Annotated in this window: 16 protein-coding genes; all 16 read right to left on the bottom strand. The window is 69.1% G+C overall.

Annotated features, from left to right (window positions below; translation table 11 throughout):
- Window positions 1-19 precede the first annotated feature (19 nt).
- Window positions 20-1042, bottom strand: coding sequence for a LacI family DNA-binding transcriptional regulator (locus HCC78_RS06165; RefSeq protein ID WP_172327874.1), 1023 nt, complete (start codon window positions 1040-1042; stop codon window positions 20-22).
- Window positions 1043-1173: 131 nt separating this feature from the next.
- Window positions 1174-2892 carry an ABC transporter substrate-binding protein gene (locus HCC78_RS06160; protein WP_172327873.1) on the bottom strand — a complete coding sequence of 573 codons (1719 nt, stop codon included), beginning with the start codon at window positions 2890-2892 and terminating at the stop codon, window positions 1174-1176.
- A 71-nt stretch (window positions 2893-2963) separates the two neighbouring features.
- Complete coding sequence (locus HCC78_RS06155) at window positions 2964-3239, bottom strand: DUF2160 domain-containing protein (RefSeq protein ID WP_172327872.1); 276 nt, start codon at window positions 3237-3239, stop codon at window positions 2964-2966.
- 1 nt (window position 3240) lies between these two features.
- The gene (locus tag HCC78_RS06150) at window positions 3241-3465 is read right to left on the bottom strand and encodes a DUF1413 domain-containing protein (RefSeq protein ID WP_172327871.1); all 225 of its coding nucleotides are present in this window, start codon (window positions 3463-3465) and stop codon (window positions 3241-3243) included.
- Complete coding sequence (locus HCC78_RS06145) at window positions 3465-4295, bottom strand: carbohydrate ABC transporter permease (RefSeq protein WP_172327870.1); 831 nt, start codon at window positions 4293-4295, stop codon at window positions 3465-3467. The genes HCC78_RS06150 and HCC78_RS06145 overlap by 1 nt, the downstream gene beginning before the upstream one ends.
- A 1-nt stretch (window position 4296) precedes the next feature.
- Window positions 4297-5166 carry a carbohydrate ABC transporter permease gene (locus tag HCC78_RS06140; RefSeq protein WP_172327869.1) on the bottom strand — a complete coding sequence of 290 codons (870 nt, stop codon included), beginning with the start codon at window positions 5164-5166 and terminating at the stop codon, window positions 4297-4299.
- A gap of 48 nt (window positions 5167-5214) precedes the next feature.
- Entirely contained in the window at window positions 5215-6288 is a 1074-nt protein-coding gene (locus tag HCC78_RS06135) for an ABC transporter ATP-binding protein (RefSeq protein WP_172327868.1), read from the bottom strand.
- 8 nt (window positions 6289-6296) lie between these two features.
- The gene (locus HCC78_RS06130; protein WP_172327867.1) at window positions 6297-7385 is read right to left on the bottom strand and encodes an ABC transporter ATP-binding protein; all 1089 of its coding nucleotides are present in this window, start codon (window positions 7383-7385) and stop codon (window positions 6297-6299) included.
- Between the two features lie 28 nt (window positions 7386-7413).
- Window positions 7414-8994, bottom strand: a complete 1581-nt coding sequence (gene glpD / locus HCC78_RS06125) for a glycerol-3-phosphate dehydrogenase (RefSeq protein ID WP_172327866.1) — start codon at window positions 8992-8994, stop codon at window positions 7414-7416.
- 191 nt (window positions 8995-9185) lie between these two features.
- Window positions 9186-11057, bottom strand: a complete 1872-nt coding sequence (locus HCC78_RS06120) for an FUSC family protein (protein WP_172327865.1) — start codon at window positions 11055-11057, stop codon at window positions 9186-9188.
- Window positions 11054-11524 (bottom strand): MarR family winged helix-turn-helix transcriptional regulator, encoded by a 471-nt coding sequence (locus tag HCC78_RS06115; RefSeq protein WP_172327864.1) that lies wholly within the window; start codon window positions 11522-11524, stop codon window positions 11054-11056. Before HCC78_RS06115 ends, HCC78_RS06120 begins: the two co-directional genes overlap by 4 nt.
- Window positions 11525-12043: 519 nt before the next feature.
- Complete coding sequence (locus tag HCC78_RS06110; protein WP_172327863.1) at window positions 12044-14335, bottom strand: arginine/lysine/ornithine decarboxylase; 2292 nt, start codon at window positions 14333-14335, stop codon at window positions 12044-12046.
- Between the two features lie 185 nt (window positions 14336-14520).
- Window positions 14521-15150, bottom strand: coding sequence for a hypothetical protein (locus HCC78_RS06105; protein WP_172327862.1), 630 nt, complete (start codon window positions 15148-15150; stop codon window positions 14521-14523).
- Complete coding sequence (locus HCC78_RS06100) at window positions 15140-15949, bottom strand: hypothetical protein (protein ID WP_172327861.1); 810 nt, start codon at window positions 15947-15949, stop codon at window positions 15140-15142. Before HCC78_RS06100 ends, HCC78_RS06105 begins: the two co-directional genes overlap by 11 nt.
- A gap of 122 nt (window positions 15950-16071) precedes the next feature.
- Complete coding sequence (locus tag HCC78_RS06095) at window positions 16072-17601, bottom strand: caspase family protein (protein ID WP_253949067.1); 1530 nt, start codon at window positions 17599-17601, stop codon at window positions 16072-16074.
- 1016 nt (window positions 17602-18617) lie between these two features.
- Window positions 18618-20720, bottom strand: coding sequence for a phosphonate metabolism protein/1,5-bisphosphokinase (PRPP-forming) PhnN (phnN, locus tag HCC78_RS06090; protein ID WP_172327860.1), 2103 nt, complete (start codon window positions 20718-20720; stop codon window positions 18618-18620).
- Window positions 20721-20847 lie beyond the last annotated feature (127 nt).

Here is a 20847-nt window from a genome sequence, read left to right as displayed (position 1 = left end):
CCCCGGAGGGAAAAAAATTTCAGGCGGAGCGGGGCCGCGAAACCGAGCCCCGGACGGTCAGCTGGGTGGGGAACTGCACGTGGCGGGCGGGGGCCCGGCTGCCTTGGATCCGTGCCATGATCATCTCGACCGCGAGCGGTCCGATCTTCTTAATCGGCTGTGAAACAACGGTAATCTGTGGGTCGGAGAAGGTCGCCATGTCGAAGTCGTCGAAGCCGACCAGCGACACGTCATGCGGCATGGACAGGCCGAGCGAGCGGAAGGCCAGCATCGCGCCCTGGGTCATCAGGCTGTCGACGGTGAACAGCGCGGTCGGCGGGTCCTGCCGGTGGAACAGGCGGATCGTGGCATCGATCGCATGCGACACGGTCGAGGGCGATTCGGCGATGAGCGCCGGGTCGGCGGCGATTCCGCGGCTTTCCAGCGCCTCGCTGTAGCCCGCCAGGCGCTCGCGTGCCGTGCCAATGCGCGAACCGTCATGGATCAGCGCGATGCGGCGGTGCCCGCTGCGGATCAGGTAGTCCACCGCGTTGCGCGCGCCCTCGCGGTTGTCGACGGTGATCTGGTCGCAGTCCAGCCCCTCGGGCACCCGGTCGATCAGCACCAGCGGGTAGCCTTCCTCCAGCATCGCCGCGAGCTGCGGGTTCGGGTCGCTCGTGGCCGGGGCGATGATCAGCCCGCGAAGCGCCAGCGCGCGCAGGCTGTCGATCACCTGGCGCTCCTGCTCCGGGTCTTCCTGGCTGGCGGCGATCAGCAGGTTGTGGCGGCTGCCGCGCAGCTCCATGTCGAGATCATGGGCGATCTGCGAGAAGAACGGGTTCAGGATGTCGCCCGGCACGAAGCCGATCAGCGGCAGCTCGCCTTGGCGCAGCGCCTGGGCGATGCGGTTGCCGCGGTAGCCCAGCTCGCGCGCCACGGTGCGCACCCGTTCCGCGGCATCGCCGCCGACATAGCCGTAGCCGTTGAGCGCCCGCGCGGCGGTCGCGCGCGAGACGTTCGCCGCTGCCGCGACGTCCTTCAGGGTCACTGCCTTGGGTTTCATCTGGGTCCGGGGCCTGCAGCCTCTGCTTCGGTCCGCAAGTCCTACCCCAGCGGGAAGCCATCCGCAAAGCGTTCCGCATCCCGTCCGGCCGCGAGGTGCCGGGGCCCGCGACGGGACCCCGGCCGGCCCGGTCACTGCCAGGACTTGATCAGGTCGTCATAGGCGATGGTCTTGGGTTCCTCGTCCTCGCTGGCGAGCTTCGCCTTGGGCGAGCCGGCCTCTGCCAGCCAGACCTCGGGATCCTGCGGCTCGTTCAGCTTCGGCCCGATATCGCCCTGGATGCCTGCCCTTTCGAGCCGCTCCATGACCTTCTCCTGGTCCTCGCAGAGCGCGTCGAGCGCCTCCTGCGGGGTCTTCGCGCCGGACATCGCGTCGCCGATGTTCTGCCACCAGAGCTGTGCCAGCTTCGGGTAGTCCGGGACGTTCGTGCCGGTCGGCGACCAGGCCACGCGGGCGGGCGAGCGGTAGAACTCCACGAGGCCGCCGAGCTTCGGCGCGCGCTCGGTGAAGCTCTCGTCCTGGATGGTGGATTCGCGGATGAAGGTCAGCCCGACATGGGATTTCTTCACGTCCACCGTCTTCGAGGTGACGAACTGGGCATAGAGCCAGGCCGCCTTGGCGCGGTCCTCGGGGGTCGACTTCATCAGCGTCCAGGAGCCAACGTCCTGGTAGCCGATCTTGGTGCCTTCCTCCCAGTAGGCGCCATGCGGCGAGGGGGCCATCCGCCATTTCGGCGTGCCGTCATCGTCCAGCACCGCCTCGGCGCCGTCGCCGACCATATCCGCGGTGAAGGCGGTGTACCAGAACATCTGCTGCGCGACATTGCCCTGGGCGGGCACCGGGCCGGCCTCGGAGAAGGTCATGCCCATCGCGGCGGGCGGCGCGTAGTTCTCCAGCCAGTCGATCGCCTTGGTCACGGCATAGACCGCGGCCGGGCCGTTGGTGGCGCCGCCGCGGGCGACGCAGGACCCCACCGGCTGCGAGTTCTCGTTCACCCGGATGCCCCATTCGTCGACCGGCAGGCCGTTCGGCTCGCCCTTCGAGCCCACGCCGGCCATCGACAGCCAGGCATCGGTGTAGCGCCAGCCGAGCGAGGGGTCCTTCTTGCCGTAGTCCATGTTGCCGTAGACCTTGTCGGTCACGCCCATGTGGGACATGTCGCGGCCGGTGAAGAACTCGGCGATGTCCTCGTAGGCCGACCAGTTGACCGGGACACCCAGGTCATAGCCGTATTTCTCCTTGAAATCGGCCTGGTTCTTCTCGTCGTTGAACCAGTCGTACCGGAACCAGTAGAGGTTCGCGAATTGCTGGTCGGGCAGCTGGTAGAGCTTGCCGTCCGGCGCGGTGGTGAACTGGGTGCCGATGAAATCCGCGAGGTCCAGCGTCGGCGAGGTCACGTCCGCGCCCTCGTTCGCCATCCAGTCGGTCAGGTTGCGCGCCTGCTGGTAGCGCCAGTGGGTGCCGATCAGGTCGGAGTCGTTGATATAGGCGTCGTAGATGTTCTCGCCCGACTGCATCTGGGTCTGCAGCTTCTCGACGACATCGCCTTCGCCGATCAGGTCATGGGTCAGGTTGATGCCGGTGATCTCGCTGAAGGCCTTGGCCAGCACCTGGCTTTCGTATTCATGCGTGGTGATGGTTTCCGAGACCACCTTGATGTCCATGCCCGCGAAGGGCTTGGCGGCGTCGATGAACCACTGCATCTCGGCCTCCTGGTCGGCGCGGCTCAGCGTGCTGAGATCGCCGATCTCGGCGTCGAGAAAGGCCTTGGCCGCGTCCATGTCGGCAAAGGCGCCCGAGCCCATGAGGCCGAGGGCCAGCGCGAGGGCTGTCGTGTTCCTCAAGTTCATAAGTTTCCTCCCTTTCGAACTTGTCGTCGTTGTTCTTGGTTGTTCTTGCTGCCTGGGCTTTCCGCCCGGTTTCAGACCCAGCGGAAGACCGCCGCGGCATAGGCTAGGCAGACGGCCATCGCCCAGGGCTGGCTGTCCGGCCCCATGATCCCGAGCCAGGCGAGATTGATGAAGGCCGAGCCCAGCAGAGTGATGAAGAGACGGTCGCCCCGCGTGGTCTCGATCTGCAGGATGCCCCTGCGCGGGGTCTCGGGGAACTTGACGGCGAGCACCGTGAAGAGCGCCAGAAGCGCCGCGATGACCATGAAGAAGATCGCCGTCGGCCAGGTCCATGCCATCCACGCCATGTCAGGACTCCTTGCAGTAGAGATGGCCGCTTGCGGCCTTGCGGCCGGCATCGCGGATGCCCGCGAAGGCGCCCTTGCGCACCTCGCGCAGGAAGGCGTTTCCGAGCCGGACCTTCTCGCCGATGGGCCTTCCGTCCCAGTCGGAGAGCAGCTCGGGCAGGCGGAATTCGCCCGGCGGGCGGACCTCCAGCGCAGCCTCGATGGGGATGCGGTCGGCAGAGGTCATCACACCCTCCCCAGGGCGAAGCCCTTGGCGATGTAGTTGCGGACGAACCAGATCACCAGCGCGCCGGGCAGGATGGTCAGGATGCCCGCCGCGGCCAGCAGCCCCCAGTCGATGCCGCTGGCTCCTTGCGTCCGCGTCATGATCGCCGCGATCGGCTTGGCGTCGACCGTCGTCAGGGTGCGGCTCAGGAGCAGCTCCACCCAGGAGAACATGAAGCAGAAGAAGGCGGCGACGCCGATGCCCGATGCGATCAGCGGCATGAAGATCTTCACGAAGAACGCGCCGAAGCCGTAGCCGTCGATATAGGCGGTCTCGTCGATCTCGCGCGGCACGCCGCGCATGAAGCCCTCGAGGATCCAGACCGCCAGCGGCACGTTGAACAGGCAATGCGCCAGCGCCACGGCAATATGGGTGTCGAACAGCCCGACCGAGGAGTAGAGCTGGAAAAAGGGCAGGGCGAAGACCGCCGGCGGCGCCATCCGGTTGGTGAGCAGCCAGAAGAACAGGTGCTTGTCGCCCATGAAGCTGTAGCGCGAGAAGGCATAGGCCGCAGGCAGCGCCACCGACAGCGAGATCGCCGTGTTCATCACCACGTAGATCAGCGAGTTGACGTAGCCCATGTACCAGGCCGGGTCGGTGAAGATCGTCACGTAGTTCTGGAAGGTCAGCTGCTTCGGCCAGAGCGTGAAGTCGCCGAGGATCTCGGCATTGGTCTTCAGGCTCATGGTCAGCAGCCAGTAGATCGGCAGCATCAGGAACAGCAGGTAGAGCGTCATCACCAAGGCGCGGGAATTGATCGCCGAGCGCCTGCGGGGGGCGGAAGCAGCCATCTCACATCCCCTTCTTGTCGAGATTGGTCATCACCGTGTAGAACACCCAGCTGATCGCGAGGATCACCAGGAAGTACATCAGCGAGAACGCCGCCGCGGGGCCGAGGTCGAACTGTCCCAGCGCCATCTTCACCAGGTCGATGGACAGCAGCGTCGTCGCGTTGCCCGGCCCGCCGCCGGTGACCACGAAGGGCTCGGTATAGATCATGAAGCTGTCCATGAAGCGCAGGAGCACCGCGATCATCAGCACGCCCGACATCTTCGGCAGCTCGATGTAGCGGAACACCTTCCACCGGCTGGCCTGGTCGATCCGCGCCGCCTGGTAATAGGCGTCGGGGATGGATTTCAGCCCGGCGAAGGCCAGCAGCGCCACCAGCGAGGTCCAGTGCCAGACATCCATCACGATGATGGTCACCCAGGCGTCCACGACGTTCTGGGTGTAGTTGTAGTCGATGCCCATGGCCTCCAGCGTGTGGCCGAGCAGGCCGATGTCGACCCGGCCGAAGATCTGCCAGATCGTCCCGACCACGTTCCACGGGATCAGCAGGGGCAGCGACATCACCACCAGGCAGAAGCTGGACCAGATGCCGGATTTCGGCATGTTCAGCGCCACGATCACGCCCAGCGGCACCTCGATCGCCAGGATGATGGCCGAGAACAGCAGCTGCCGCTGCAGCGCGTTCCACATCCGGTCCTCGTGCAGCATCTCCTCGAACCATTCGAGCCCGGCCCAGAAGAACTGGTTGTTGCCGAACGTGTCCTGTACCGAGTAGTTCACCACCGTCATCAGCGGGATCACCGCCGAGAAGGCGACCAGGACCAGCACCGGCAGCACCAGGAACCACGCCTTGTTGTTCAGCGTCTTGTTCATCTTTTCCTCCCCCGGAGCCTCCCCGCCCCGGACCTCGTTCGCTCCGGCTCAGGCGGTTCCGGGAACCCGCCAGCCATCGGCATAGACATTGATCCGCGCCGGGTCGAAGGCGACCCGCGACATGCCGGGCCCGACGCTTTCGTCCTCGCCCGCGATGACGTTGATCTCGCGCCCTCCGAAATCGGCGCGGATGATCCGGTGGCGGCCGACATCCTCGATCCGGCGGATGGTCACCGGCAGCCCCTCGTCGCGCGACAGCCGCGCGTGCTCGGGCCGGATGCCGATCTCCACCTTGCCCGACAGCGGGCCGTAGCCGCGGCCGAGGCCGATCTGCTGACCGCCGACGCGCGCCATGCTGCCCTCCACCTCGGCGGGAAGCAGGTTCATGCCGGGCGAGCCGATGAAGTAGCCCACGAAGGTATGCTCGGGCGTCTCGAACAGCTCTTCGGGCGTGCCGATCTGCACGACGCGGCCGTCATACATCACCACCACCTTGTCGGCGAAGGTCAGCGCCTCGGTCTGGTCGTGGGTCACGTAGATCATGGTGTGGCCGAATTCGTGGTGCAGCTTCTTCAGCTGGGTCCGGAGCTCCCATTTCATGTGCGGGTCGATCACCGTCAGCGGCTCGTCGAAGAGCAGCGCATTGACGTCCTTCCTGACCATGCCGCGGCCGAGGCTGATCTTCTGCTTGGCATCCGCGGTCAGCCCGCGCGCCTTGCGGTCCAGCATCTCCTCCATGCCGATCATCCGGGCGATCTCATTCACGCGTTCGGCGACATAGGCCTCGTCGCGGCCGCGGTTCCTCAGCGGGAAGGCCAGGTTGTCGCGCACCGTCATCGTGTCGTAGACTACCGGGAACTGGAACACCTGGGCGATGTTGCGCTCCGCCGTCTCGGCATGGGTCACGTCGCGGTCGTCGAACAGGATCCGGCCCTGCGATGGCTGCAGCAGCCCCGAGATGATGTTCAGCAGCGTGGATTTCCCGCAGCCCGAGGAGCCCAGCAGCGCATAGGCGGCGCCGTCCTCCCAGACATGGTTCAGCTCCTTGAGCGCATAGTCGTCCTCGGAGGCGGGGTCGGACCTGTAGCTGTGCGCCAGGTTGTCGAGCGTGATGCGCGCCATGGGGTCCCTCACGCGGCCAGGGCGTAGGAGGCGGGCGCGACCAGCCCGCCATCCTCGCCGAAAACATAGACATGCCGCGGATCGAGCCAGACGCCCAGGCTCTCGCCGATCCGCAGGTCGTGCACGCCATGGACCAGCCCGACCCAGCGTTCGCCATGGTGGTCGAGATGGACGAAGGTCTCCGACCCGGTCAGCTCGGTGACGGTCAGCGTGGCGGTGAAGTTCAGCGCGTCGGGGGCATGCTGCAGGATCTCCAGGTGGTTGGCCCGGAAGCCCGCGGTGTAGCGCCCGTCGGGCAGGGCGGCGAGGCTGCCATTGGCCTCCGCGCCCTGGCCGTCGCCGAAGGCGAGGCGGCTGCCCTGCTTCGAAATGGGCAGGAAGTTCATCGGCGGATCGGAGAAGACCCGCGCCGTCGTCGCGTCGACGGGACGGCGGTAGACCTGCGGGGTGGGGCCGAACTGGGTGATCCGCCCTTCCCAGAGCGTCGCGACGTTGCCGCCCAGCAGCAGCGCCTCCTCGGGTTCGGTCGTGGCATAGACGAAGATGCTGCCCGAAGCCTCGAAGATGCGCGGGATCTCGACCCGCAGCTCCTCGCGCAGCTTGTAGTCGAGATTGGCCAGCGGCTCGTCGAGCAGCACCAGCCCGGCATTCTTCACCAGCGCGCGGGCCAGCGCGCAGCGCTGCTGCTGCCCGCCCGACAGTTCCAGCGGGCGCCGGTCCAGCATGCCGTCCAGCTTCATCAGCCCGGCTGTCTCGCGCACGCGGGCGTCGATCTGGTCCTTCGGCAGGCCGAGCAGCCGCATCGGCGAGGCGATGTTGTCGTAGACGCTCATCGACGGGTAGTTGATGAACTGCTGGTAGACCATGGCGACGCCGCGGTCCTGCACGCGCTTGCCGGTGACGTCCGCGCCCTCCCAGATCACCTGTCCGGCGCTCGGCGCGTCGAGCCCGGCCATCAGCCGCATCAGCGACGTCTTGCCCGATGTGGTCGGGCCGAGCAGGACATTCATCGTGCCCTTTTCCAGCACCAGGTCGGTCGGGTGGACATGTACCTGTCCTTCCACGACCCTGGTCACGCCCCTGAGTTCGAGCGTCATAGGTCTCCCCCCGTTTCTGCGCCGCCTCCTATGCGGCGCGCTCCTCCTGCATCCAGGCATCGAGTGCCTGCATCTGGTCCTCCGACAGATGCAGCCCGAGCTTGGAGCGGCGCCACGCCACGTCTTCGGCGGTGCGCGCGTATTCCTTCCTCATCAGCCACCGGACTTCGGCTTCCGTCAAGCTCGCGCCGAAATCCCGGCCCAGATCTTCAGGTGACGTCGCGTTCCCGAGGATTGCCGCCGCCTCCGTGCCGTAAGCCCGCACCAGCCGCAGTGCCCAGCGGTCGGTCAGGAAGCCGTGGGCCGCCCTCAGATCCGCAACCAGCGCCGGAACCCCGCCGACCGGGAAATTGCCGCCCGGCAGAGGCGCGCCCGCGGTCCAGGGCGGTGCGACCGGGCCGACATGTCGGCCGATCTTCTCCAGCGCGCTTTCGGCCAGGCGGCGATAGGTGGTGATCTTGCCGCCGAAGACGTTCAGCACGGGCGCGCCGCCCGCGGCATCGACCTTCAGCGTGTAGTCCCGCGTCGCCGCCGTCGCGCTCTTGGCGCCGTCATCGTAGAGCGGCCGCACCCCGGAATAGGTCCAGACGACATCCGCATCGGTCAGCTGGCGCTTGAAATAGCGGTTGGCGAAGTCGATCAGGTAGCGCTGTTCCTCCGGCGTGCAGACCGGGCGCTCCGACGGGTCGCGATGCTCCTTGTCCGTGGTGCCGATCAGCGTGAAATCGGTCTCGTAGGGGATCGCGAAGATGATCCGCCCGTCCTCGCCCTGGAAGAAATAGCACTTGTCGTGCTCCGCCAGCCGCTCGGTGACGATATGGCTGCCGCGCACCAGCCGGACGCCTTCGGAGGTGTTCAGCCGGATCGTGCCCTTCAGGATGTCGCCGACCCAGGGACCGGCGGCATTGACCAGCATGCGGGCCCGGTGCGTGGCGGTTGCGCCGGTCCCGGCCTCCTCGGTGACGATCTCCCACAGCCCGTCGCGGCGTTCCGCCGAAACGACGCGCGTGCGCGTCATGATGCGCGCGCCGCGGTCGGCGGCATCGCGCGCGTTCAGCGCGACCAGCCGCGAATCCTGGACCCAGCAGTCGGAATATTCATAGGCGGTCTCGAACCTGTCCTGCAGCGGTGCGCCTTCCGGCGTGCCCTTCAGCGCCAGCGTGGACGTGCCCGGCAGTATCTTCCGCCCGCCGAGATGGTCGTAGAGGAACAGGCCGAAGCGGATCAGCCAGGCCGGACGGCGGCCCTTCATCCAGGGCATGACGGTCGACAGCAGCTTCGAGGTCGGCGTCTGGCTCTCGAAGCGCATGTCCCTGTGGTAGGGCAGCACGAAGCGCATCGGCCAGGCGATATGCGGCATGGCGCGAAGGAGCACCTCGCGCTCGATCAGGGCCTCGCGGACGAGGCGGAACTCGAAGAACTCAAGATAGCGCAGCCCGCCGTGGAACAGCTTGGTCGAGGCCGAGGACGTTGCCGAGGCCAGGTCGTTCATTTCCGCCAGCGCGACTTTCATGCCCCGCCCTGCCGCGTCGCGGGCAATGCCGCATCCGTTGATGCCGCCGCCGATCACGAACAGATCGGCCGTTTCGCTTTCTCCGCCGGTGTGCACAGGTATCCTCCCCAGGCCTGCTTGCTGACAGGCTGGCTGAAACCACTCAGCAACGCAAGCGGTTTTCTTTCGATTCTTTTCGTTTTTGGAGCGAGCGCCGGGAAGGGTCCGCCAGCGCGCGTCGAAGCGCAAGCGGGGCCTGCCCGCCTGCGACGGTTTCCGTCGGCGGCCGGCAGGCGGCGCGGCCGGGATCAGCCTGCGGCCCGCGGGCTGTCCTCCGCCTCTCCGAGGAAGCGGACGGCCTCGGCCGCGCGCGCCATCAGGGGACCGCCGTCGCGTCCCAGCTGGCGGCCGAGATCGGCGAAGGCCCGCGCGGCCCCGGCCGTGCCGGAGGCGGAGGCCTGCGCGAGGGCCAGTCCCGCCGCGCGGCGCAGCGTGCCGGGCGTCGCGCCATCGTCGCACAGGGCATGGCAGCGGATCACCGCCTCGTTCAGGTCGAGCAGCGCGGTGCCGGTCTCAAGCGCAGCCAGCTCGGCCGGGCGCGAGGACCGCGCCGCCGCCATCAGCCGCAGCACCCGGTGATAGAGCCGCGCCCGCCAGACGCCAGCATGGCCCGGCCCGCCGGCATCGGCCGCCAGCGCCGCGATGTTGCGCAGCATTGCCGCCCGCAGCGCCCCGGTCCGGCGCCGCATGGTCGGCGGATAGACCCAGCGATAGGCTGCCATTGCCGCGAAGGGCGCGGCGACCACCGCGCAGCCCGCGCCGAGAGAGGCCGCGAAACTGCCCTCCAAGGGCCAGTGCGGCTGCAGGAGCAGCAGCATCACCATGTTGTAGTCGAAGCTGACCAGGACGGTGCGGCGGTGGCCGACGAAAAGCGGGCCGATCAGGATGAAGGGCAGGACCAGCAGGATCATGTCCAGCTCGCTGCCCGCCAGCGGCCAGGCCAGCCAGCGGCAGGCCAGCGCGCCGCAGACGCCCAGAACCTGGCCGCGCCAGACGTTGCGCATCATGCCCGCCGGGTTCTCGAAGGTGGAGAACAGGGAGAGCATCACCGACAGGCCGAGCAGCAGGAAGCCGCCGTAGCTCCAGCCCGTGACCTGCCAGATCGCGCCGAAGAGCAGGATCGATCCCCCTGCGCGCAGCCCGGCCTCGCGGGCGCCGGACCAGTCGCGGTGCAGGACCACCGGCGGCCGGCTCCGGGTGGTGCCTTCCGCGGGCGCTCCGCCGAGCGTAGCGAGCGCATGGCCGAAAGCTGCGAGCCGCGCGCGTCGCTCCGTGCCGGGCTGGAGCGTCTCCGCGCCGTCCCGCAGGGCTGCGGCAGCACCCCCGGCATCGCCGGCGCGCAGGGATGCCGCGGCCCGGCCGAGCGCCTCCGCGGGCAGCGCGCCGTCATTGCCGTGGCGCCAGAAGAGCAGTGCCATGCCGGCCATCATCGCCGCACGGATGGCCCGCGCCCCGGCCTTCGCCTCCCGCTTCCCGGCGGCATGCGGGTCGAGCGTCTCGTCCAGCGCGGCAAGCCGCGCCAGCAGGTCGCGCTCGGTCTCCGCGTCCCGGCCCCCCGCCGCGAGATGGGCGGCAAGGTCGGCCAGAAGTTCCTCGGCCCGCCGCCGCTGCGCCCGTCCGTCCGCCGCCGGGGCAAAGGCCAGCCCCAACGCCGCGGCGACCAGGACGCCGGTCAGCACGGTCGCCAGGCGGTCGGCGCCCAGCAGCAGCACCCGGTCGGGATGGGTGGTGTCGAGCAGCGAAACCATCGCCGCGGTATAGCCGGCCAGCACCGTGCCGTAGGCCGCGAAGCCGCGCAGGAGGTTGCCCGCGGCGGTGCAGCCCGCGACCCAGAGCGCCAGCCCGCCGACCAGCAGGGCCGGGTGGATCTGCATCCCCAGCACCAGCGCGATCCCCGCACCGGTCCCGGCGATGGTGCCGAGAACGCGGAACAGGCTCTTCTCCAGCAGCTGCCCGCGCAGCGGCTGCGATGCCGCCCAGACCGTCATCGCCGCCCATTGCGGATGTTCGAGTCCGGCCGCCCAGGCCAGCAGAAGCGCGATGCAGGCCGCCACTGCGGTGCGTCCGGCATAGGCCAGCCGGGGCAGGTCGAAGCCCATCCGTGCGAGAGCGGCCCTCATTTCCCGTCCCCTGTGCCGGTCCCCAGAACCTCGTCGATGCGCGTGCCGATCCGCTCCAGCGCCGCGACCAGCTGCGCCAGCGCGGCGTCGTCGAGATCCGCCGTCAGCCGGGCCTCGATCGGCTCCAGCCGCCGCCGGATCGCGGCGATCTCGTGCCGTCCTTCCGCGGTCAGGTGGATGCGCCGCGCGCGGCGGTCGGCCGGGTCGATGCTGCGCTCGATGAAGCCCGAGGCGGCAAGCCCGTCGAGCAGCCGCACCAGCGAGGAGGTGTCCACCCCCGTCCGCTGGGCAAGCGCCGTCTGGGAGATCCCGTCGCCGCCTTCGGAGAGATGGATGAGCAGCGTCCAGGAGGTGTCGGTCAGGCCTTCTGCGGCCAGGTGCTGGTCGACGGCGCGCCGCCAGTTGCGGGCCGTCGTCGAGAAGCGGAAGCCGAAGGCCTCGCGCGGGGAAGATGAATCGCTCTGCATGAGATGATTGTACAAACAAATCATTGGCAGTGCCAATTAAAGACCGCTGCTGGCAGGTAAGGGGGCGGCGGGCGGCAGCAGCGGTGTCCTCGAGCCGCCCGCGCTCGGGGAACGCGCCCCGCGGGGCATGCAAATCTGATAGCTTCGTCCCGGGCCGGGCCGAACCGGCGCCCGCCTGGTTTGGTCCGGGCTATCCAGGCAAGCCGGTGGCCGGCCCGGGCGGGGCACAGGAAAGGCCTGCACTGGGCACGATTCTGCGCAGCGCCATCCGACTGGCCTCATTGTCCATGATGGGTGGTCAAAAAGGCTGTTCCCGGAACCCGGTGGCTGCAACGGCTGGCCGGACGGTGCACCGGGACCTCGCCGTGGGTCATCCTGAGCGCTTTGCGGAAGGACCGCCATGGGCCGGAGCCGTGCTGCCGGCTCTCCGGCGGCTGCGGGCACGCCGCGCCCGGCCGGCAAGCCGGATGCCGGACTGCCGCTTGGGGATGCGGTCCCGCTTGCAGAACCGCGATTGGCTCACTCGGCGACGCAGTCCGCGAAGAACTGGATCTGCCCGTCCTCGCCCGGCTCCTGCACCAGCCCGTGGATGTCGGTCTCGAAGCCGGGGCAGTCGCGCGCGAATTCGCGGTTGAACCGCAGGTAGTCGACGATCTTCGCGTTGAACACCTCGCCCGGGATGAGCAGCGGGATGCCCGGCGGATAGGGCGTCACCAGGCTCGTCGTGATCCGGCCCTCCAGCTGGTCGACCGGCACGCGCTCGGTCTTGCGCCGGGCGATATGCGAGAAGGCCTCTGTCGGGGTCATCGCCGGACGATGGTCCGAGAGGTAGATTTCGGTGGTCAGCCGCGCCACGTCGAACCGGGCATAGAGCGCGTGGACATGCTGGCAGAGGTCGCGCAGCCCCATGCGTTCGTAGCTGGGCTGGCCCGCGCAGAATTCCGGCATCACCCGCCAGAGCGGCTGGTTGCGGTCATAGTCGTCCTTGAACTGCTGCAGTGCAGCCAAAAGCGTGTTCCAGCGGCCCTTGGTGATGCCGATGGTGAACATGATGAAGAAGGAATATAGCCCCGTCTTCTCGACCACGACGCCATGCTCGGCAAGGTATTTCGACACGATCGAGGCCGGGATGCCGGTTTCCTCGAAGCGGCCGTCGATGTTCAGGCCGGGCGTGATGATCGTCGCCTTGATCGGGTCGAGCATGTTGAAGCCCGGCGCCATGTCGCCGAAGCCGTGCCAGGCATCCTCTCCGCTGGTGGTCTCCACCGCCTCGGCATCGGTCTTCTTCAGCTCCCAGGCGCGGGCGCGGCCGATGCCCTCTTCGGCCAGCTCGTCGGGCCCCCAGACCTGGAACCACCATTCGTCGGGCCCGAAATCCTCGTCGACCTTGCGCATCGCGCGGCGGAAATCGAGCGCCTCGTTCAGGCTTTCCTCCACCAGCGCGGTGCCGCCGGGCGGCTCCATCATCGCCGCGGCGACGTCGCAGGAGGCGATGATCGAGTATTGCGGGCTGGTCGAGGTGTGCATCAGGTAGGATTCGTTGAAGAGGTGCCGGTCGAGCCCGGTCTCGTCGGAATCCTGCACCAGCACGTGGCTCGCCTGGCTGATCCCGGCCAGCAGCTTGTGAACCGACTGGGTGGCATAGGTCACCGAATGCCTGGTCCGCGCCCGCTTGCGGCCCATCGCGTGGTAGCTGCCGTAGAACGGATGGAAGGCGGCATGCGGCAGCCAGGCCTCGTCGAAATGCAGGTTCTCGACATATCCGTCCAGCGCCGCCTTGATCACCTCGGTATTGTAGAGCACCCCGTCATAGGTCGACTGGGTCAGGGTCATGATCCGGGGCTTGACCGTGTCGGGATCGACGCCCTCGAGCAGCGGGTTGTCGCGCATCTTGGCGCGGATCGCCTCCGGCTCGAACTCGGCGCGGGGAATCGGGCCGATGATGCCCCAGGCGTTGCGGGTCGGCCGCAGGAAGACCGGGATCGCGCCGGTCATGATGATCGCGTGCAGGATCGACTTGTGGCAGTTGCGGTCCACGACCACCACGTCGCCGGGCGCGACGGTGTGGTGCCAGACGATCTTGTTGGAGGTCGAGGTGCCGTTGGTCACGAAGAAGCAGTGGTCGGAATTGAAGATCCGCGCCGCGTTGCGTTCGGAGGCGCCGATCGCGCCGTTGTGGTCCAGCAGCTGGCCCAGCTCCTCGACAGAGTTGCACACGTCGGCGCGCAGCATGTTCTCGCCGTAGAACTGGTGGTACATCTGGCCGATGGGCGATTTCAGGAATGCGACGCCGCCGGAATGGCCCGGGCAGTGCCACGAATAGGAGCCGTCCTCGGCATAGTCGAGCAGTGCCTTGAAGAAGGGCGGCTGGATGCCCTCGAGATAGCTCTTGGCCTCGCGGATGATGTGGCGGGCGACGAATTCCGGCGTGTCCTCGAACATGTGGATGAAGCCGTGCAGCTCGCGCAGGATGTCATTGGGCAGGTGCCGCGATGTCTTGGTCTCGCCGTAGACATAGATCGGCACGTCGGCATTCTTGCGGCGCACCTCTTCGATGAAGGTGCGCAGGTTCAGCACGGCCGGATCCAGATCCGGGCCGGGGCTGAATTCCTCGTCGTCGATGGACAGCACGAAGGCCGAGGCGCGGCTCTGCTGCTGGGCGAATTGCGACAGGTCGCCGTAGCTCGTGGCTCCGAGCACTTCGAACCCTTCGCTTTCGATCGCGTCCGCGAGGGCGCGGATGCCAAGTCCGGAGGTGTTCTCGGAACGGAAATCCTCGTCGATGATGACGATGGGGAAACGGAACTTCAAAGGGCTGCCCTCTTCCACGGCCAGGGTGTCTGTGCCCCGATCTTCCGCTCCGGGGCGGCGGCGTCAAGAGGCGGCGGCTGCCGCCGGGCGGCTGGGGCCCGGCTGCCGCCGCGGGCAAGCTAGCTGCCCGGCATGACTTTTCCGTGAAAGCTGCTCCGCGGCCGGGGACTCCCCCGGCGCACGGGTCAGGAGCGCAGCAGCACCTTGTTCGAGTCGAGCGCCTGGGCGATCTCGAGGAACTGCCCCTGCCGTTCGGCCGAGCGCGACGCCGAGCGCAGCAGCACCGTCTGGGTTTCCTCGAGGACCCTGGCCGCCTGCTGCCGCACGGCGGGCATCCTGTCGGCCTCGACCGCGCGCAGCGGGCGGCTGGTCCGGACCGGCGTCGTCCCCGCGGCCCGCGCGGTGATCCGCGGCGTGTCCCGGTCCCAGGCATCCTGCGCCAGGGCCTCGAGCTGTTTCGAGGCGGAATCGAGCGCTGCCCAGCTTTCGGCATAGTCGCCGGTCTTGGGAAGTTTCGCCGCCGCGGCGGCGATCCGCTCGCTCACGCAGTCGACCTGGTAGCGGTCGCCGAGCTGGCCGCAGAATTTCGCGGCATAGCGCAGCTCCTCGGCGACCTGGTAGCCGATGGTGCCGGACGCGGCGGCCGCGGCGGCCGGGGCGGCCTGCGGGAGGGGAGTGGGCACGAAGACCGGGCCGTATACCGGCCCCATGGGGGCGACGGCCAGGTCGCCGGCGAAGGCGGCGCCGTGGCCCGCCAGGCAGGCCAGGGCGAGCGCGACGCTGCGGAGGACGGAAATCCGGGGCTCAGAAAACATTGGCGGCAATCCAGTTGACGGAGAGAATGACGCGCTGCTGGTCGTCCTGGTCGAAGACGTCGCCCACCGCAGCGGTGAAGCCCCAGTTCTTCAGCGCCTTGAAGCGGAAGGATCCGCCGAGATCGTAATTGTCGCCGTTGAAGGCGATGCTGGTGCCGAAATTCTCGGTCAGGCCGATGCCGATGCCGGCGAACATGCCGGGGTCGGTCCGGTAGTCGCTCACCGAGTCGCCGCCGCCGACCGTGATCATCAGCGGGTAGGAGGCGCCGCCGAGCGCGATCACCGGGAAGAGCGTCAGCGACGCGTCGAAGCCGGCGTCCCGGTCCTCGGAATCGCCCCAGGCCCCGAGGAAGTCCGCGCCGAGCGCGACAAAGGTGGGGATGCCGCCGTCATCCAGCCGGTGCGAGGCCTTGACGCTGAAGTAGCCGGAATCGCCGAAATCGTCCTCGAAGGAGGTGACGTTCGCGGTGAACTGCAGGTCCACCAGCCCGTCGCCAAGCCCCAGGCCGAAGCCGACCGCGCCAGAGGCGTCGTCCTGCGGATGCACGCCCGCGCGGCGGTCTGTCCAGGACACCGCGGCGAATACCATCCCGTCCGGCGCCACCGTCGCCGGCGGAATGCCCAGCAGCGTCACGTTCTTGCGGAAGGCATCCGAAACGTCCGGCACCGCCGCGGGCAGCGACGCGGATTCCTGCGCGTGGGCCGCGGTTGCAGCAAGCGCCAGGAGAACCGGGGCGGCGCAGCCCGAACAGATTGAAAAAGACCGATCGGGGCGCCATCCCCGGAACAACTTATCCATGTCGAAATCCTGCCTGTTTCGCCCCACGATAGCAATCGCGCCGGTCCCTGTCCCGGCCTGTTTCGCGGCCCGCGGCACAAACCTGCGGAGCGCGGCATCGCTGCACCGGCCCGCCGCCGGGCTCAGCCCTCCTGGCCATAGGCCCGGCGCAGCCCGCGCTTGGTGCCCTCGCCGAACTGGCCGTCGATCCCCTGGCTGTAGAAGTTGTTCTCCTGCAGCAGCTCCTGAAGCGCCTTGCGGGTGGAGAGCTTGAACATGTCGGAGCGGGTTTCGAGGATGTCGAGCACGCTGGAATTGCCCGAGCGCAGCGCCGCATAGAGGTAGTGCGCCGCGTCTTGCGGTCCCTTGCCCGGCACCAGCCCGTCATCGATCAGCGCGGCAAAGTTGAACTGCGCCTCGGGATGGCGCTGGTCGGCGGCGCGCTCGAAATAGGCAAGCGCCTGCTTGCGGTCGACCGGCAGGCCGAGCCCGCCCTGGAAATAGAGGTATCCCAGGTCGTTCAGCGCGTCGGGAAAGTCCTGCGCCGCGGACTTGCGGTAGAGCTCCAGCGCCTTCTGCGGGTCGGGATCGACGCCGATGCCCTTCTCGTAGAGCTTGCCCAGCTCGAATTCCGCCACCGGCGATCCGGCAGACGCGGCGCGGCTGAACAGGTCCACTGCCTCGGCCGGGCGGAAATCGCCGCCCGCGGCATTCAGCTTGCGGTAGGCCAGCCCGACCATCGAGCGCGTGTCGCCCTGGGTGGCAAGCGCGGCCAGCTGCTCCTCTTCCTGCGGGCGCAGCGAGGCCCAGGCGGCGACCGGGTCGCTTTCGGGCAGGCGGTCCTGGCCCTTGGCGGGACCCGCGATGTAGAACGGCACGCCGGAGAGCGAGCCGTAGGTATGCGGCTCCTGCAGGTTGTGGGTGCGCTGGAGCACCTCGTCGCGGACCTGCCGGAACATCAGGCTGATCTCCAGTCCCGCAATCGGCAGCTTGTCGACCAGCGCGGAGGCGAAGGGGCTGTTGCCGCCGCTGCCGTCCAGCGCGATCTGCCCGTCCTTGGCGGCGAAGGCCACCAGCGTGCCGCGCTCGGGCGTGGCGGGGGCGAGCCCTCCCGGCTCGGGCTCCGCGGCGCCCTCGTTCTTGATCAGGCCGCCCAGCGGGTTGTCGCGGCAGGAATCGAGGATGACGATCCGCATCCGCCGCGCGCCGTCCACGGTCTGCAGGAAATCCTTCAGCGAGACCGACTGCCGCTGCACGTCGGCATTGGTCCGGGCATCGGCATCGACCGGCAGCAGGAAATTCTCGCCTGCGACCTGCACGCCGTGTCCGGCGAAGTAGATCAGCGCCAGATCGGCGGTCTCGGACTCGAAGGCAAAGCTCTGCATGGTCTTGCGCAGGTCCGCCAGCGGCACGTCGAGCGCGCGGGTCACGTCGAAGCCGATGGTTTCCAGCGTGTCGGCAACCGCGGTGGCATCCGGGACCGGGTTGTCGAGCTGGTTGAGCGCGGCGTATTTCCCCATGCCGATGACCAGCGCCACGCGGTCCGGGGCCGCCCATGCGGCCGGGGGCAGCAGCAGCGCCATGGCCAGCAGCAGGCCGCGCGCCGCCCGCCTGCGGGGCGGACCCGGCTCTGCCGCCGCCGCTGCGATCTCCGCATGCCCTGTCCGTGCCATCTTTCTCCTCCTTCCGGATCCTTGCCGCGCCCGGCGCCGTGCCTGCGCGGGCCGCTGCCCGGCAGGGAATTGATCCTGCGGCGACATTAGGAGGTCCGGCGCCTCCGTTCAATTCCGCCATTCGCACCTTTGCGTTGGTCCGGACCGCGGTGGGGAGGCGCCCGGGCCGGGCCTTTGGCGGACGACGGGACATGGTCGGTGGCGCAAGGCGGCGATGGTGGGGTCGCGCCCCGTGCGGGCAATCCGCCGTGCCTGCAGCCGCATGCGGGCGCCGCCCTTCCCGGCGTGGCCGCGGAAGGCAGGGAACAGGACACGCCGGCACCCCCGTCTGTCCTCTTGCGGCGGTCCTGCGCCGCATCGCCGGGGGCCCGGACCTCCTTCCCGGGTCGCCGTCCGGGCTTTGCCGCGCAAGCGGATCTCATTGCCTCTCGGGGGGCACTGAACCTTCGCGCGGACCCGGAAGCCGACATGTGCGGGATGCCGCCTCCGCGCCGGGCCGATGGCCGTCCGAAGCGACGGAACCGAGAGGCAGTTCCCGCTCCGGTCGCATGGCGGAAGGCATGGAGACAGCGCCGGTGGACCGTCGGCGCCGGGAGGACGCCTGGTTCCTGCGGCCGGTCCCGAGCGGCCTTCTGGCGCCGGTCATGCTGCAGTTTCCGGCGGGAGGGCCATGCCCGGTTGCCGGATCCGGGGGAGATCTGCTCCGGCTGGCACCGCTCGGCGGTCCCGCAAGCGCGCATCAAGGGGGGCCGCGGCCGATGGCGATCCGCCGCTGTCCGGTCTTGGCGACCGCAAGGCGGCCCCGCGCGTTCCGCAGCGCGGCGCCATTCGTCCCGCAGATTTGCGGCTGGCTGCTCCGGTTGCTGTTGGCCATCCCATGGCGCCGGCCAGGACGGCGCGCGCCGAACGGCATGCATCGAGGGTCCAGATCCGCACGGGCAGGCGCGACCGGCACTGCCGGAGGCGGGGCCGCCCGCAGCCCGCACCGGTGCGGCGGGCTGCGGAGAGCGGCCGGGTCAGGTCGTCTCTTCTGCCTTCGGTCCCGGTGCGGGGCTGCCGGCCAGGGCCTGGCCCCGCGCCAATGTGCCTTCTGCCAGGGCCTTCAGGGCGATGCCGCAGGCCAGCTGCTGAGCGTAGCTCGTGGCGGCATGGATGCGCAGCAGCGGCTGTCCGGCCGCGACCTCCTCGCCCGGGCCGCAGAGCAGGTCGACCCCGGCGGTCGGCACCAGGGGCGCCCCGGCGGCGCGCGCGATGGCCGAGACGATCTTGATCCCGAAGCCTTCCAGCCGGAAATCCCGTTCGGCCGCGATCTCCCGGGTCAGCGGCGCCGGCGCGGGGAGCCCGCCTGGGACGCGGCCCTGGGCATCGAGAATGCGCTCGAACCGGGCGGCGGCGGAGCCGTCGGCCAGCAGCCGCCGGGCCCGGTCCATGCCGCTCTGCGTTGCGTCCGGATCGGCCCAGTCGAGGATGGTTCCGGCATAGAGCAGCGCCTTCTCGCGCAGGTCGGCCGGCGCGCCGGGCGCGTTCCCCAGCACGGCGAGCACGTCGCGCATCTCCAGCGACGGACCGATGCCGCGCCCGACCGGTCCGGTGCCGTCCACCGCCATCACCCGCGCCGACATGCCGAGCTCGGCCGCGACGGTCCGGAACAGAGCCTCGAGCTCGGCGGCCTCCGCGCGGTCGCGGGTCTTGGCTTCGGGGCCGACCGGCATGTCGATCAGGACATGCGTGGATCCGGCCGCCAGCTTCTTCGACAGGATCGACGAGACGTCGAGCCGCGCCGATTTCAGCCCGAGCGGGCGGTTGATCGCGTTCATCACGTCATCCACCGGGGAATGCGTTAGGTTGCCGTTCCAGGCGATGCAGCCGCCCGCCTCGCCGACGGCGCGCCTCAGCTCGTCCGGCGACAGGTCGACCCGCGCCAGGACCTCCATCGCGTCGGCCGTGCCCGAGGCGGAGGTGATCGCCCGCGACGAGGTCTTGGGCATGATCAGGCCCGCCGCGGCGACGATGGGGATGATGATCGGGCTGATCCGGTTGCCGGGGATGCCGCCCATCGAATGCTTGTCGACCACGACCGGCGCATCCCAGCGGACATTCTCGGTGCGCGCCGCGCGCGAGCGCGCCAGAGAGACCACCTCGGGCGTGCTCAGCGAGGCAGCGGCGCTGACCAGGAACCCGGCCAGCTCGGCCTGCGAATAGCGGCCGCCGACCATGTCGCCGATGACCAGCTCGAAATCCGCGCCGGACAGCTCGCCGCCGCCTATCTTGCGCCGCAGGACCTCGCGGCTTTCCGGCGACGGGGCGGGGCGGAGCTCCAGCCCCGGATCGGCGGAGATGTCGAGGGCGCGGGCGAGCTTCGGGTCGAGCAGGCACAGATCGCCCTCCAGCCCCGGTCCGGTCTCGTAGGCCAGTTCGGCGACCCGGCTGCGTCCGGAGGCCGAGACCAGCTCCACCCGGCTGCCGCGCGCGCGCAGCAGCTCCGCCGCCGGATGGCTGTCGGAGATGATGCAGAGATTGCCGCCGGCGGTCTGCAGGCTGGCGGCACGGCCCCGGAACCGCTGCGCGGCGCAGCCGGCGACGGCGCGGACGAGGGCGGCGATGCCCGCTTCCGGCGTGCCGTCATTGAGCACCCGGAGCACGGTGCGGCCGGTCTCGGGGATATCGGCGCGGCGGGCGATGCGGCGGGCGATCTCGCCTGCGCTTTCCCGGCCGCGGGCGCTCAGCCTGGCGGCCACCACTTCGGGCGAGGCCTCGATGGACACGATGACGGTGTCCTCCCAGAGCGCGGCCAGCGCGGCCAGTTCGCGGCGCGAGACATTGGCGATGACATGGATGCCGGCGCCTAGATCGCTGCGGATGTCGCCGGGCAGCCCGTAGCGCAGGCCGTGCGCCTCCCAATGGTGGAAGAATTCGCCGCGCGCCTGCATCGCGGCGAATTCCGCCTCGCCGACGGGAATGTGGTCTTCTCCGCCGGCCGCGGCATCGCGGGTGACGTAGCGGCGGCAGAACCGGTAGAATTCATGGCCCCCGAGCGCCGCGCGGGCACCGTCGAGCAGGGTGTCCTTGCCGACTCCGCTCGGTCCGGCGACGAGAAACAGGGTGCCCTTGAATGCCATGGCGATCGCTCCGGTACTGCCGCTTGTCCTGGTCTCAGGCCTCGTCGAGGCCGATATCGACGCAGGGCGCCGACTGGGTGATGCGGCCGACCGAGATGAAGTCCACGCCGGTCTCGGCCTTGCCCCG

Source organism: Mangrovicoccus sp. HB161399 (assembly GCF_013184745.1).
Taxonomy (GTDB): domain Bacteria; phylum Pseudomonadota; class Alphaproteobacteria; order Rhodobacterales; family Rhodobacteraceae; genus Mangrovicoccus.
This window is presented reverse-complemented; position numbering and strand designations above follow the sequence as displayed.

Coding starts and splice junctions, on each gene's coding strand:
- HCC78_RS06165 (WP_172327874.1), bottom strand. CDS start 1,042: ATGAAACCCAAGGCAGTGACCCTGAAGGACGTCGCGGCAGCGGCGAAC.
- HCC78_RS06160 (WP_172327873.1), bottom strand. CDS start 2,892: ATGAACTTGAGGAACACGACAGCCCTCGCGCTGGCCCTCGGCCTCATG.
- HCC78_RS06155 (WP_172327872.1), bottom strand. CDS start 3,239: ATGGCGTGGATGGCATGGACCTGGCCGACGGCGATCTTCTTCATGGTC.
- HCC78_RS06150 (WP_172327871.1), bottom strand. CDS start 3,465: ATGACCTCTGCCGACCGCATCCCCATCGAGGCTGCGCTGGAGGTCCGC.
- HCC78_RS06145 (WP_172327870.1), bottom strand. CDS start 4,295: ATGGCTGCTTCCGCCCCCCGCAGGCGCTCGGCGATCAATTCCCGCGCC.
- HCC78_RS06140 (WP_172327869.1), bottom strand. CDS start 5,166: ATGAACAAGACGCTGAACAACAAGGCGTGGTTCCTGGTGCTGCCGGTG.
- HCC78_RS06135 (WP_172327868.1), bottom strand. CDS start 6,288: ATGGCGCGCATCACGCTCGACAACCTGGCGCACAGCTACAGGTCCGAC.
- HCC78_RS06130 (WP_172327867.1), bottom strand. CDS start 7,385: ATGACGCTCGAACTCAGGGGCGTGACCAGGGTCGTGGAAGGACAGGTA.
- HCC78_RS06120 (WP_172327865.1), bottom strand. CDS start 11,057: ATGAGGGCCGCTCTCGCACGGATGGGCTTCGACCTGCCCCGGCTGGCC.
- HCC78_RS06115 (WP_172327864.1), bottom strand. CDS start 11,524: ATGCAGAGCGATTCATCTTCCCCGCGCGAGGCCTTCGGCTTCCGCTTC.
- HCC78_RS06105 (WP_172327862.1), bottom strand. CDS start 15,150: ATGTTTTCTGAGCCCCGGATTTCCGTCCTCCGCAGCGTCGCGCTCGCC.
- HCC78_RS06100 (WP_172327861.1), bottom strand. CDS start 15,949: ATGGATAAGTTGTTCCGGGGATGGCGCCCCGATCGGTCTTTTTCAATC.
- HCC78_RS06095 (WP_253949067.1), bottom strand. CDS start 17,601: ATGGCACGGACAGGGCATGCGGAGATCGCAGCGGCGGCGGCAGAGCCG.
- phnN (WP_172327860.1), bottom strand. CDS start 20,720: ATGGCATTCAAGGGCACCCTGTTTCTCGTCGCCGGACCGAGCGGAGTC.